The organism is Anoxybacter fermentans (genome assembly GCF_003991135.1).
Taxonomy (GTDB): domain Bacteria; phylum Bacillota; class Halanaerobiia; order DY22613; family DY22613; genus Anoxybacter; species Anoxybacter fermentans.
Genome location: NZ_CP016379.1, coordinates 1,448,451 through 1,462,513, shown reverse-complemented (window position 1 = coordinate 1,462,513; position 14,063 = coordinate 1,448,451). Strand labels below are relative to the sequence as shown.

At 41.6% G+C, this 14,063-nt stretch carries 9 protein-coding genes, 2 tRNA genes and 2 rRNA genes; all 13 read left to right on the top strand.

The features are described from left to right. Nucleotides 1-104 precede the first annotated feature (104 nt). The 13 genes from BBF96_RS06535 to BBF96_RS06475 all read left to right on the top strand — a co-directional run bounded on the left by BBF96_RS06535 (nt 105) and on the right by BBF96_RS06475 (nt 13,984). The gene (locus tag BBF96_RS06535) at nt 105-893 is read left to right on the top strand and encodes an acyl-CoA dehydratase activase (RefSeq protein ID WP_127016392.1); all 789 of its coding nucleotides are present in this window, start codon (nt 105-107) and stop codon (nt 891-893) included. A gap of 56 nt (nt 894-949) precedes the next feature. Continuing rightward, on the top strand, nt 950-2,224 hold the full coding sequence (locus tag BBF96_RS06530; RefSeq protein WP_127016391.1) for a double-cubane-cluster-containing anaerobic reductase: 1,275 nt from the start codon (nt 950-952) through the stop codon (nt 2,222-2,224). Between the two features lie 256 nt (nt 2,225-2,480). Continuing rightward, nucleotides 2,481-2,936: an ABC transporter substrate-binding protein gene (locus BBF96_RS06525; RefSeq protein ID WP_164730931.1), complete on the top strand. Its 456-nt coding sequence runs from the start codon at nt 2,481-2,483 to the stop codon at nt 2,934-2,936. A 5-nt stretch (nt 2,937-2,941) separates the two neighbouring features. Beyond that, complete coding sequence (locus BBF96_RS06520; RefSeq protein ID WP_127016389.1) at nt 2,942-3,292, top strand: hypothetical protein; 351 nt, start codon at nt 2,942-2,944, stop codon at nt 3,290-3,292. A gap of 639 nt (nt 3,293-3,931) precedes the next feature. Beyond that, on the top strand, nt 3,932-4,975 hold the full coding sequence (locus BBF96_RS06515; RefSeq protein WP_127016388.1) for a TRM11 family SAM-dependent methyltransferase: 1,044 nt from the start codon (nt 3,932-3,934) through the stop codon (nt 4,973-4,975). Between the two features lie 126 nt (nt 4,976-5,101). Next, nucleotides 5,102-5,422, top strand: a complete 321-nt coding sequence (gene trxA, locus BBF96_RS06510) for a thioredoxin (RefSeq protein ID WP_127016387.1) — start codon at nt 5,102-5,104, stop codon at nt 5,420-5,422. 18 nt (nt 5,423-5,440) lie between these two features. Further along, nucleotides 5,441-5,725: a ferredoxin-thioredoxin reductase catalytic domain-containing protein gene (locus tag BBF96_RS06505; RefSeq protein ID WP_127016386.1), complete on the top strand. Its 285-nt coding sequence runs from the start codon at nt 5,441-5,443 to the stop codon at nt 5,723-5,725. A gap of 182 nt (nt 5,726-5,907) precedes the next feature. After that, on the top strand, nt 5,908-7,122 hold the full coding sequence (locus tag BBF96_RS06500) for a putative glycoside hydrolase (RefSeq protein ID WP_127016385.1): 1,215 nt from the start codon (nt 5,908-5,910) through the stop codon (nt 7,120-7,122). Between the two features lie 345 nt (nt 7,123-7,467). Then, nucleotides 7,468-8,583, top strand: coding sequence for an aminopeptidase (locus BBF96_RS06495; protein ID WP_127016384.1), 1,116 nt, complete (start codon nt 7,468-7,470; stop codon nt 8,581-8,583). A 558-nt stretch (nt 8,584-9,141) separates the two neighbouring features. Continuing rightward, nucleotides 9,142-10,714 (top strand): 16S ribosomal RNA (locus tag BBF96_RS06490). Nucleotides 10,715-10,778: 64 nt separating this feature from the next. Next, nucleotides 10,779-10,855, top strand: a tRNA-Ile gene (locus BBF96_RS06485). A gap of 24 nt (nt 10,856-10,879) precedes the next feature. Further along, a tRNA-Ala gene (locus BBF96_RS06480) sits at nt 10,880-10,955 on the top strand. 41 nt (nt 10,956-10,996) lie between these two features. Continuing rightward, nucleotides 10,997-13,984: ribosomal RNA gene (locus BBF96_RS06475) — 23S ribosomal RNA — on the top strand. Together the 16S and 23S rRNA genes with 2 tRNA genes alongside form the textbook arrangement of a ribosomal RNA operon. Nucleotides 13,985-14,063: the final 79 nt, after the last annotated feature.

Here is a 14,063-nt window from a genome sequence, read left to right as displayed (position 1 = left end):
ATAAAGAAAATTTATGAAATTCATTAGATCATTATGAAAATTAGACGAAAACTAAGCTTTCTCGAGGGTTTTTCGAATGTTGTTATAGGAGAGTGAAACAATTAATGAGTATTTATTTTGCTGGCATTGATGTTGGATCTAGAACTTGTAAGGGAGTTATTATTGATACGGAGGGGAAAATAATTTCTACTGGGCTTTTAAAAACGGGAGTAGAATGTAAAAAAAATGCCTATAAACTATTTCAAAATATTCTTGATAATGTTGGGATAGATAAAAGTCAGGTAAAGTTTGTGGTAGGTACCGGATATGGAAGAAATAATATCGAGTTTGCTCAAAAGAAAATCACTGAAATTACATGTCATGCCCGCGGTGCACATTATTTATTTCCAGAGATAAGAGGGTTGGTGGATATTGGTGGGCAGGATAGTAAAGTGATTCGCCTTGATGAAAAAGGCAGGGTGCTTGATTTTTCCATGAATGATAAATGTGCTGCAGGAACAGGTAGATTTCTTGAAATGATGGCACTGACTATGGATTTGACTCTGGATGAGATGGGAAAGCTGGCAAAAATGGCTAAGCAAAGAGTTTCTCTCAGTAGTGTGTGTACTGTGTTTGCTGAATCAGAGATTATTACATATATTCACGAAGGAGTTGCTCAGGAGGATATCATTGCTGGCCTTTGTGAGTCCGTTGCCAATCGGGTAATGGAACTGGCTAAAAAAGTAAAGATTTCATTTCCTGTTGCTATGACGGGAGGAGTGGCGAAAAATTTGGGGGTTGTTAAAGCTTTGGAAAAAAAATTTGGCTTTCCTTTGAAAATTCCAAAAACTCCCCAGTTGGTTGGAGCTTTGGGTGCTGCATTATTGGCGAAAGAATATTATCAAGCAATATAGTTTTGGTTATAATGATATTTTTACATAATAAAAGTCTACCAAAAGGAGGAGAAAAGATGGGAGATTACTATCAAATGTGGAAAGAGTTGGGGATGGATTTGGAGAGACACGATGAATTTTTAGCACCTGTACCAGGTTTATATGAAGATTTATTTATTAATCAGAAGAACCGTCCCCGGGCTATGGAATATTTTGATTTTGTGGTTAGCGAAATACACGGACTCCGGGTCGAAGAATTGGTAAATGAAAAGAAAAATGGGAACCTTGTGGTTTCATCTTTTTGCGTTTTCGTGCCCGAAGAACTGATCATTGCTGCCGGGGGTTCCAGTATTGGTCTCTGTGCCGGAGCTCAGTTTCCAATTCCAGCAGCAGAAAAAGTGCTTCCGCGTGATCTTTGTCCTCTGGTCAAAGCTTCTGTTGGTTTTAAATTGGAAAAAATCTGTCCATATTTTGAAGTTTCTGACTTTGTTGTGGGCGAAACGACCTGTGATGGAAAGAAAAAAGCCTGGGAGTTACTTAATGAATACATCCCTACTTATGTCATGGAATTGCCCCAGCAAAAGACGAAAGCCAGTCAAAAACTTTGGGAAGCGGAAATCAAGAGATTTAAGGAATATATAGAGAACAAAAGCGGTAGAACGATTGATAGTGAAAATTTAGCGGCTGCTATTGAGCTAATCAATAAAAAACGGTCTGTTCTGCAAAGACTTTATAATACCCGGAAAGTTGATCCTGCCCCAATTAGTGGTAAGGATGTATTGTTAATTACTCAACTAGCTTTTTTTGATAAACCTGAGAGATTTATTGAAAAGGTTACCACTCTCTGCGAAGAACTGGAGCAGAGGGTCAAAGAAGGAAAAGGTGTGGTATCTAAGGGAACACCGCGGATTATGATTACTGGTACTCCAATGCCTTTGCCCCATTGGAAAATTCATCATCTGATTGAAACAAGTGGTGGTATTGTTGTATGTGAAGAATCCTGTACTGGTACTCGATATTTTGAACAGCAAGTACCCGAAGAGGGTCGAAATTTAGATGAGCAATTAGCCAGCCTGGCCCAGAGAGCAATGGGTATCAATTGTGCATGTTTTACCCCAAATAATGAACGTATTGATGATGTATTGCGTTTGGCGAAAGAATATCAGGTTGATGGAGTAATATATTATAATTTACAGTTCTGTCAGACTTATAATATGGAATATAGAAAGATTTCTAAAGCATTGAAAGCGGAAGGGATTCCTGTAATTCAGATTGAAAGTGATTATAGTGATAGTGATACAGGTCAGTTAAAGACACGCATTCAGGCGTTTTTAGAAATGCTTCAAGGATAATTCCGGTACTATTGTTTTGTGTAACATAAAAAGCACAAATCCAGGTAAGGATTTGTGCTTGTATTTTACAATAAGTCATCTGTTTGTGACAGATGGCGTTTTTTTATTTCATAACGGGTCTGAAAAATAAAGGAGGGGATTATCATAAAACGCTGGGGCATTGTTTTTTTTTGATTATTGTATTGATGTCAGTTCTACTTATAGATTATGACTGGACTATTAAAAACCCTAAAATTAGAGTTTAAAAATTAGTTTATTGCCTGATATCGGTATTTCACCAATTATTGTAGCTCAGGAAGAAGGATATTTTACTGAACAAAATCTCAACCTGGAACTAATTCTTTTTAAAAGTGCCAAAGACCAGGACGTTGCTTCACAGATCAGGCAATTGAATAGTGCGATAAGTGACCTTTTAGCAGTTTATTTTCTAAACAGCAATGGTTTGAAGGTAAAAGCAGTATCTGTCATTGAAAGCTGTTTTTTGCTTTTTGCAGTTAAGAATTCGAGAATTACTGGATTAGAGGACTTAGAAAATGTAGAGATGGGTCTTTCATTCAATACAGTTATTGAATATGTGGTGGATACAATTATATCTGGGAAAGAAGTGAATGTAAGAAAGGTAAGTGTACCGCAGATTCTGATTAGGATGAAACTTTTGCGGATTGGACAATTGCCAACTGCTTTTCTTCCCGACCCCTGGCGACGGTTCTGACAAAATTGGGAGATATTCTCCTCGCAGATAGTAAAGATTTTGATTTAGAACCGGTAGTTTTGATATTTAAAGAAAATATTATAAGGCAAAAAGAACTTTTAATTGACTTTTATATGGCTTATAACAATGCAGTTAAAATGATTAATAAATACCTGGAAAAATATCGTTACCTTCTTCTGGAAAAGGGTGGATTTCCTGAATCTATAATTGTTGATATAGTGATTCCTCATTTTAAATTAGTTGGAATTCCAATTAAACATGAGGTAGAAAAGATTCTCAACTGGATAAAAGAGCGAGATGTTAAAAAAGTAGAGTTATCCTATTGGGATTTTGTAGAAATGGATATCCCGAACTAAAAATTATAAGTTATAAAAATCGGCTTAATTACTATTTGCCGATTTTTTTATTTTGAAATAGGTGATAATAAATAAAGAAGAATTTTAACTAGAGGAGATGGGCCATGTTTAAAGATTTGATTTTGGGAAGTCATGTGCTCTGTGAAGCTTTTGAGTGTAATTTAGATTGTGTTGAAGTTGTTAAAGTAGCACAGACTGACCTTAGGGATATTATGATTTAAAAATTCTCTCCCTATGGAGTTATGACGGTGGCTATTATTTCTGAGTATTATATTTCAGTTCATACCTGACCAGAATTAGATATGCAGCTATAGCAAATAAAGTTTGTTATGATTAAACTGCAAAAAGCTAATTTTGAGTGCCATAGAAATTTTCGTTAAGCCCTCTTGGTGAACTTGAAAAGAATGGCTTTATATGAGGATGTGATGAGCTAATCAAGGGCCATAAGGATCCATTGATTAGTGTGCCTTATTTCGACTGAAATCGAACTTTAAATGGTTCGAAAAATTTCTTTATGAGGCGAAAAATTAGCTTTTTGTAGCTGATTTTGGTCTATTATTTTATTTTTTAGAAAGGAATCAAGCAAAAAATAGTGAAAGTATATAAACATTAATCGTCGAAAAAAGGGGGAGAATGATATTGAAGAAATACGGAGTTTTAATAAAACCATCATTTAACAAAGTATTTTTTGAATCATCGAAAAAATTGATGATTAATGAGATTAAGATTCTGGATCAAATGGTTCTTAATCAAAACTATCGGGATTTTCAATTGGAAAAAATAGGTGGGGTGGATTACATCACTTTTGTTACTGATGAAGAAATTGGGGATAAAGAGTTAAAATATTTTTCACGTCTCTCCTCTCTTTATAGTTTATTTGAAATCCTCCCCACTCAAGAAGTAACTTTACGACCGTTAGTAATTGATGAAGAAAAATATTTTGATGATGATATTATTTCAATTCTTAAATACACCGGTAAGACCAATGAAGATTTTACCAAAATGATGCTTAATATTGCAATTTTTTGTAGTGACTATGCACCAAATTTTACTCAACGATTACCTATCTTAGACCCTGTTGCTGGACGGGGAACGACTCTTTTTCAAGGTTTAATTTATGGATATAATGTTTATGGAGTTGAAGCAAGTAAAAAGTCAACTCATGCCATGATGACCTTTTTAAAGAGATATTTGATTGAGAAACATTATAAACATAAACTGGAACAGAGTAAAGTTCGTAGGAAAGGGCGGATAGTTGGCAAGAGATTTACATTTGAGGCGGCTCCAACAAAAGAGGATTACAAAAATAACAATATTGTAACTATTGATGTAGTACAGGATGATACTAGATATGCAGATAGATATTTTAAAAAGGAATATTTTTGTGCTATTATTGGTGATTTACCTTACGGGGTACAACATGGAAGTCCTACCAACCAGGGAAGTTTGACCCGTAATCCGAAAAAATTAGTCAAAGATGCTTTACCAGCATGGATTAAACTCCTCCGACCGGGTGGAGTAATTGCCCTATCCTGGAATGTACGAATTCTGCCAAGACCGCAGTTGGAAAAGATAGTTGCTGATAGCGGGCTTAAAGTATTACATTCAGAACCTCTAGACAACCTGGAACATGTGGTCGATTCTTCGATTACCAGAGATTTATTGATTGCAAAAAAAGAGTAATAAAAAAATTGAAAATGACTTGCATTTTCAGAGAAAATGGATTATAATATTAACAGATACACCCCCCGGGTATAAAGGGGACTTAGATCTGGTAAAATAAAATTTAAAATATGGAGGGATTGTGAGATGAAAAATATTATTAATGTAACAGATGCTAACTGGGAGAGTGAAGTATTAAATCATGATGGGCTAGTAATGGTTGATTTCTGGGCAGAATGGTGCGGTCCTTGTAGAATGATTGCTCCCATCGTTGAGCAGATTAGTAACGAAGTTGAGGATGTAAAAGTTTGTAAATTAAATGTGGATGAAAACATTGCTACTGCTCACAGATATCAGATTTCTGCAATTCCTACAATAATCTTTTTCAAAGATGGTAAACCTGTAGATCAGGTTATAGGTTTTACAAGTAAAGATAATCTTAAGTCTGTTATTAACCGTCATCTTTAAAGGGAGGGGGCTATAAGGATGTCTGAAAATTATAAGGATCTAATTCCAGAGACCCGGGAGTTTGCTGAAAAATATGCTGCTCGTGCAGGGTATAAATTGAATCCAAATGAAGAGATTTTAAATGCAGTTTTAGAAGGATTGGCCCGGAACAAAGCTCTATATGGTAAACGGTATTGCCCCTGTCGGATGTTAAGCGGTAATCCAGAAGAAGATCGAGCTAAAATCTGTCCTTGCAAATGGCATAAAGAAGAAATAGAACAGGATGGAATGTGTCATTGTCAATTATATTTTGCTAAAGATTAATATAATATTAAAATCTGATGTAAAAAGGATGGGATATTTATCTCATCCTTTTTTATTTTTGGATATAAATAGTTCTGCCGAATCATTGATAAATTTACCAGCAGGAGAATCTTTTATTGGTTCAGAAGTAAATATATATTAATGATTTTACTGCTTAATTAATTGTACCAGGAGTGATATTAGTGGGCAAAAGATACACGGTTATTATTATGTTAGTTATTATTAGTTTAATTGTGATTTTAGGAAATGTATCAGCTACTTATAAATATAATCGAGAAATAAAATATTGTGGAAAAATTCAACTTTCAGTTATAAATTTTCCTCTAATTAATGAAGAATTTAAATCAAAGGAGTATAGCCTTAAATTTAATAAACTTAAATTACCTATAAAAAAAGATTTTTTTAAAGTTAAGGGTCTTTATATTACCGGATGGGTTGCTGGTTTGGATGATAAAATGAATGAATTTATTGAGCTGGTAAAAAAGACTGAGATTAACGCCTTTGTAGTTGATATCAAAGATAGTACCGGAACAGTGAGTTATTTAAGTTCTGTACCTGAGGCGTCTCAGATAAAAGCAAATCGAAAAAAAATTAAAAATATTAGTGCTCTAATCACTCGCTTGAAAAAGGAGAACATTTATCTTATAGGGAGGATCGTTGCTTTTAAAGACCCGGTTCTTGCCAGAGCAAAAAGGGATCGAGCTTTACTTTTAACAAATGGTGAGAAGACCTGGCGAGATTTAAATTGGATTAGTCCTTATCAGAAGGAAAATTGGGATTATCTTGTTAAGTTGGCCAGGGAAGCTTTAGAACTCGGGTTTGATGAAATTCAGTATGATTATGTACGTTTCCCTGCCCTGGGTAATGGTACAATTCAGGTTGTTCAGCAAAGAGAGATGTCCAAAGAAAAAGCTATTATATCATTTTTGAATTATGCTAAATCAGAATTAGCAGAATATAATGCACCTATTTCTGCAGATGTTTTCGGTGCTGTAACTTTTGCTAAAGATGATTTGGGAATTGGACAAAAACTGGAGACTATCAGTGAAGTAGTAGATATTATCTCACCGATGATTTATCCTTCCCATTATGCTAATGGTGTTTTTAACTTACCTATTCCGGAAGCAGCGCCGTACGAAACTGTTTATTATAGTATGAAAAATGCTATAAACCGTCTTGGAGAAAATCATCGTGTTCGTTTCCGACCCTGGTTACAAGACTTTTCTTTAAAATATTACTATGATGTTAGTGAAGTCAGAGAACAGATTAAAGCACTTTATGATCTGGGTATTGAGGAATGGCTTCTTTGGAATCCAAAGTCGCGTTATACTAAAGAGGCTTTTTTACCAGATACAGAAGAACTTTTTCCTGGTAGTTATATGGAAACATATCAATAAATAGATGATTTTACTGTAAAAAGCTAATTTTTTACTTTAAAAATTTCGAATCATCTAAAATTCGATTTCAGTGTAATCCATGGTTTTTGACCCTGGATTGGTTTAACATATATTGTGATGAGGTATTATTTCTCTTTCAATCTCACTAAGATGGTTAAACGAAAAATTTCTATAGCGGCTCAAAATTAGCTTTTTGTAGTTTAATCATAGGTTTTTTGCCTTAAAATAACATCCCTATGGTTGGGATGTTATTTAATTTTAATCCAAAAATTTGAATTCAAATATCTTTATAACCCAAATTGTGATATAATTATAGATATGAAAATAAAATAAGGAGTGGTTTAAATGCGCGATCCAAGAGTTAAGAAACTGGCTGAAAATTTAATAGACTATTCTGTTGAATTACAGCCAGGAGAGAAAATTTTAATTGAAGTGATTGGCGGGGAAGTTCCTCTTGCACGGGAATTGATTAGAAAAGTTTACGAAGTAGGAGGAATGCCTTTCTTAACTACAAAAGATAGGGTTCTTTGGAGAGAAATTCTGAAAGGTGCCACTAAAGAACAGATGGAAATGATGGCACATTATGAAGCAGAACGGATGAAGGATATGGATGCTTATATTGGTATTCGAGCCGGTAAAAATGTCAACCAGTGGGCAGATATTCCTGGAGATAAAATGAATCTTTATATGGAATATTTTAATAAGCCAGTCCATTTTGATATCAGAGTACCAAAAACCAAATGGTGCGTGTTGCGTTATCCTAACGATTCGATGGCTCAATTAGCGAATATGAGTACTGAAGCTTTTGAGGATTTCTATTTTAATGTCTGTAATTTGGATTATGCAAAGATGTCTAAAGCGATGGATAACTTGATTGAACTGATGGATAAGACAGACGAAGTCAGGATCATTGGTCCAGGGACTGATTTGACATTTAGTATTGCTGGAATAAAGAGTGTAAAATGTGATGGTAAACGCAATATTCCTGATGGAGAAATCTTTACAGCACCTGTTAGAGATTCGGTGAACGGAGTTATTACATATAATGTTCCAGCCGTCTATCAGGGTTTTACCTTCGAAAATATAAGATTGGAATTTAAAGATGGTAAGATTATAAAAGCAGAGGCTAATGACACTGAAAGAATTAATAAAATATTCGATACTGATGAAGGAGCAAGGTATATAGGTGAATTTGCGTTGGGTGTAAATCCATATATTCTAAACCCCATGAAGGATACACTCTTTGATGAAAAGATTAATGGAAGTTTTCACTTCACACCGGGCGGTACTTATGATGAATGTGACAATGGAAACCGTTCAGCGATTCACTGGGATTTAGTTTGTATCCAGCGTCCCGAATACGGCGGCGGTGAGATTTACTTTGATGGTCGTCTGATTCGTAAAGATGGACGATTTGTAGTGAAAGAGTTAGAAAGCTTAAACCCTGAGAATTTAAAATAATATTGACTTTTAAAACCCTGCAGTTTTTGCAGGGTTTATCTTTTTAAATTTAACTATTTTTTTTGTATTATACCTTTTGAGATTGACGAGAAAAACTTCTTGACACAATCAAAATAATTTGTTACCATATAAAACGCTAATTTAACGAAGTATCATTTTGAATTATTGATTTTTTCATAATCTAGAATATGATTAAACTGCTAATTTTGAGCGTTATTGAAATTTTTCGTTAAACTATTTTAGTGAGATTGAAAAGAATTGTTTCATCACAGGATGTGATGAGCTAATCAAGGGTCATAAAAATAATTCTTGACATTCCATAAGTGATTTAGTAAAATACAAATTGTCGCTCGAAAAGAGTTTTGAATTTTAAAAAGAGAATTTGGCTTAAAAAAATTCGAAAAACCTCTTGACAAGCGTGACAATAAATGATACAATATCAAATGTTGTGACAATAAGCGACAGAAAAAATGACCTTTGAAAAGTGAACAGCAATCAGCCAGAAGATTTCCTTTGAGTTAAGGAAACTAAGCACTTTAAAGTGCTTAAGATAGATTTTGTTTGGAGAGTTTGATCCTGGCTCAGGACGAACGCTGGCGGCGTGCCTAACACATGCAAGTCGAACGGCCTGCTCTGACGGAGGCCTTCGGGCTGAAGTTGGAAGTCAGGCAGTGGCGGACGGGTGAGTAACGCGTGGGTAATCTACCTCCGAAACGGGGATAACCCACCGAAAGGTGGGCTAATACCGGATGAGCTTCCGGGGGCGCATGTTCCTGGAAGGAAAGGTGGCGTTAAGCTGCCGATCGGAGATGAGCCCGCGTCCCATTAGCTAGTTGGTGAGGTAACGGCTCACCAAGGCGACGATGGGTAGCCGGCCTGAGAGGGTGTACGGCCACACTGGGACTGAGACACGGCCCAGACTCCTACGGGAGGCAGCAGTGGGGAATATTCCGCAATGGGGGAAACCCTGACGGAGCAACGCCGCGTGGGTGAAGAAGTTCTTCGGAACGTAAAGCCCTGTCATGAGGGAAGAAAGGCCGCATGTTTAAGAGATGTGCGGTTTGACGGTACCTCATAAGAAAGCTCCGGCTAACTACGTGCCAGCAGCCGCGGTAATACGTAGGGAGCGAGCGTTGTCCGGAATTACTGGGCGTAAAGGGCGCGTAGGCGGTCTGGTAAGTCAAATGTGAAATACACTGGCTTAACCAGTGGGCTGCGTTTGAAACTGCCGGACTAGAGGTCAGGAGAGGAGAGTGGAATTCCTGGTGTAGCGGTGAAATGCGTAGATATCAGGAAGAACACCGGTGGCGAAGGCGGCTCTCTGGCCTGTACCTGACGCTGAGGCGCGAAAGCGTGGGGAGCGAACGGGATTAGATACCCCGGTAGTCCACGCCGTAAACGATGGATACTAAGTGTTGGGGGTTTAGATACCCTCAGTGCTGTAGCTAACGCGATAAGTATCCCGCCTGGGGAGTACGGTCGCAAGACTGAAACTCAAAGGAATTGACGGGGGCCCGCACAAGCGGTGGAGCATGTGGTTTAATTCGAAGCAACGCGAAGAACCTTACCAGGGCTTGACATCCCGTGACTACCTGTGAAAGCAGGGTTTGGCTCTTTGAGCCACACGGTGACAGGTGGTGCATGGTTGTCGTCAGCTCGTGTCGTGAGATGTTGGGTTAAGTCCCGCAACGAGCGCAACCCCTGTCCTTAGTTGCCAGCGGGTAAAGCCGGGGACTCTAAGGAGACTGCCGGTGACAAACCGGAGGAAGGTGGGGATGACGTCAAATCATCATGCCCTTTATGCCCTGGGCTACACACGTGCTACAATGGGCTGTACAAAGGGTTGCGAAGCCGCGAGGTGGAGCTAATCCCAAAAAGCAGCTCTCAGTTCGGATTGCAGGCTGCAACTCGCCTGCATGAAGCCGGAATCGCTAGTAATCGCAGGTCAGCATACTGCGGTGAATACGTTCCCGGGCCTTGTACACACCGCCCGTCACACCACCCGAGTTGGATGCACCAGAAGTCGCTGTCCTAACCGATGAGGGGGGAGGCGCCAAAGGTGTGTCTGGTGAGGGGGGTGAAGTCGTAACAAGGTAGCCGTACCGGAAGGTGCGGCTGGATCACCTCCTTTCTAAGGAGAAGAGAGAGCTGATTGCTGTTCACTTTTGAGAGGTCATAAACCTTTCAGAAGTTAAGGGCCTATAGCTCAGCAGGTTAGAGCGCACGCCTGATAAGCGTGAGGTCAGTGGTTCGAGTCCACTTAGGCCCACCAAAGATGTGAAAGGAATATATGTGTGGGGGTATAGCTCAGTTGGGAGAGCACCTGCCTTGCAAGCAGGGGGTCAGCGGTTCGAATCCGCTTACCTCCACCATATTTCTGTACTTTGAAAACTGCATATTGGGGTTCGAGATAGATCAAGCTGTAAAGGGCATACGGTGGATGCCTAGGCGCCAGGAGCCGACGAAGGACGTGGTAAGCTGCGAAAAGCCCCGGTGAGCTGCAAACAAGCGTAGACCCGGGGATGTCCGAATGGGGTAACCCACCACAGGTAATGCTGTGGTATCACACACTGAATGCATAGGTGTGTGAGGGCAAGCGGGGGAACTGAAACATCTTAGTACCCCGAGGAGAAGAAAGCAAAAGCGATTCCCTGAGTAGCGGCGAGCGAAAGGGGAGGAGCCCAAACCCATGTAGTGTAGAAGGGTGCAGCCGTTGCTACATGGGGGTTTAGGACCTCAACGGACAGTCTGCACGCTGTCAGGGGTTAAACTGAGAGTCTAGCCGAACTGTCTGGGAAGGCAGGCCATAGAAGGTGAGAGCCCTGTAGGCGAAAGGCTTGAAGACCCTGTTGAGGATCCAGAGTACCACGGGACACGTGGAACCCTGTGGGAAGATAGGAGGACCATCTCCGAAGGCTAAATACTCCCTGGCGACCGATAGTGAAGAAGTACCGTGAGGGAAAGGTGAAAAGAACCCCGGGAGGGGAGTGAAATAGAACCTGAAACCGTATGCCTACAAGCAGTGGGAGGACTATTAGAAAGTCTGACCGCGTACTTTTTGTAGAACGGACCGGCGAGTTATGGCATGTAGCGTAGAGGTTAAGCCGAAAGGGGCGAAGCCGTAGGGAAACCGAGTCTGAAGAGGGCGCAAGTTACATGCCATAGACCCGAAACCAGGTGATCTATCCATGGCCAGGGTGAAGCAGGTGTAAGAGTCTGTGGAGGCCCGAACCACATTGACGTTGAAAAGTCATGGGATGAGCTGTGGATAGGGGTGAAAAGCCAATCGAACCTGGAGATAGCTGGTTCTCCCCGAAATAGCTTTAGGGCTAGCCTCAGGTGTTAGGTATCGGCGGTAGAGCACTGATTGAGCTAGGGGCCCTGAAAGGTTACCGAACTCATTCAAACTCCGAACACCGATACCGAAGAGCCTGGGAGTCAGACTATGTGGGATAAGCTTCATAGTCGAGAGGGGAACAGCCCAGACCGCCAGCTAAGGCCCCCAAGTACAGGCTAAGTGGGAAAGGATGTGGGACTGCATAGACAACCAGGATGTTGGCTTAGAAGCAGCCATTCATTTAAAGAGTGCGTAATAGCTCACTGGTCGAGTGGTTCTGCGCCGAAAATGTACCGGGGCTAAGCCTGTCGCCGAAGCTGCGGATTCGCGTAAGCGGATGGTAGGGGAGCATTCTATACGGGGCGAAGCCGTACCGTAAGGAGCGGTGGACCGTATAGAAGAGAGAATGCCGGTATGAGTAGCGATAAGGGGAGTGAGAATCTCCCCCGCCGAAAGCCTGAGGATTCCTGAGGAAGGTTCGTCCGCTCAGGGTAAGCCGGGACCTAAGCTGAGGCCGAAAGGCGTAGGCGATGGACAATCGGTTGAGATTCCGATGCCGCCTAATTGGCGTTTGAGCGAAGCGGTGACGCAGAAGGATAGGCCAGCACAGTGGTGGAATACTGTGTCCAAGCATGTAGGAGGGCCGGATAGGCAAATCCGTCCGGCTGTTAACTCTGAGGTGTGATGGGGAGCCCTGAAATGGGGCGAAGTGGCTGATTCCCCGCTGCCGAGAAAAGCCGCTAGCGAGCCAATGGGCGCCCGTACCGCAAACCGACACAGGTGGGCGAGGAGAGAATCCTAAGGCGCGCGAGAGAACCCCCGTTAAGGAACTCGGCAAAATGACTCCGTAACTTCGGGAGAAGGAGTGCTCCGAGTAGGAGAAGCGGCGAGCCCGCGGATTCGAAAGGAGTTGCAGAGAATAGGCCCAGGCGACTGTTTACCAAAAACACAGGTCTCTGCTAAGTCGCAAGACGAAGTATAGGGGCTGACGCCTGCCCGGTGCTGGAAGGTCAAGGGGAGATGTTAGCCATTAGAGGCGAAGCATCGAACTTAAGCCCCAGTAAACGGCGGCCGTAACTATAACGGTCCTAAGGTAGCGAAATTCCTTGTCGGGTAAGTTCCGACCTGCACGAATGGCGTAACGACCTGGGCGCTGTCTCAACGGGGGACTCGGCGAAATTGTAGTGTGAGTGAAGATGCTCACTACCCGCGGCAGGACGGAAAGACCCCGTGGAGCTTTACTGCAGCCTGATATTGGATTTTGGTACAGCATGTACAGGATAGGTGGGAGGTGTAGAAGCCAGCACGCCAGTGTTGGTGGAGCCGTCGGTGGGATACCACTCTTGCTGTGCTGGAATTCTAACCAGATACCGTGATCCGGTATTGGGACATTGTCAGGTGGGCAGTTTGACTGGGGCGGTCGCCTCCTAAAAGGTAACGGAGGCGCCCAAAGGTTCCCTCAGTGCGGTCGGAAATCGCACGTAGAGTGTAAAGGCAGAAGGGAGCTTGACTGCGAGACAGACAGGTCGAGCAGGTACGAAAGTAGGGCTTAGTGATCCGGCGGTAGAGGATGGAATTGCCGTCGCTCAACGGATAAAAGTTACCCCGGGGATAACAGGCTTATCTCCCCCAAGAGTTCACATCGACGGGGAGGTTTGGCACCTCGATGTCGGCTCGTCGCATCCTGGGGCTGAAGCAGGTCCCAAGGGTTTGGCTGTTCGCCAATTAAAGCGGTACGCGAGCTGGGTTCAGAACGTCGTGAGACAGTTCGGTCCCTATCCGCCGCGGGCGTAGGATATTTGAGAGGATCTGTCCCTAGTACGAGAGGACCGGGATGGACGCACCGCTGGTGTACCAGTTGTCCCGCCAGGGGCACCGCTGGGTAGCTATGTGCGGAGTGGATAAACGCTGAAAGCATCTAAGCGTGAAGCCACCCTCAAGATTAGATATCCCGCTGAGTTAATCAGGTAAGACCCCTGGAAGATTACCAGGTAGATAGGCCGGAGGTGTAAGGGCAGTGATGTCCTTAGCTGACCGGTACTAATAGGTCGAGGGCTTGATCTATCGAAGATCCCAGTATGCAGTTTTGAAAGTACAGAGTTAAGAGAATGGTCTTGACAAAGTTGATGTGATGTAGTAGAAT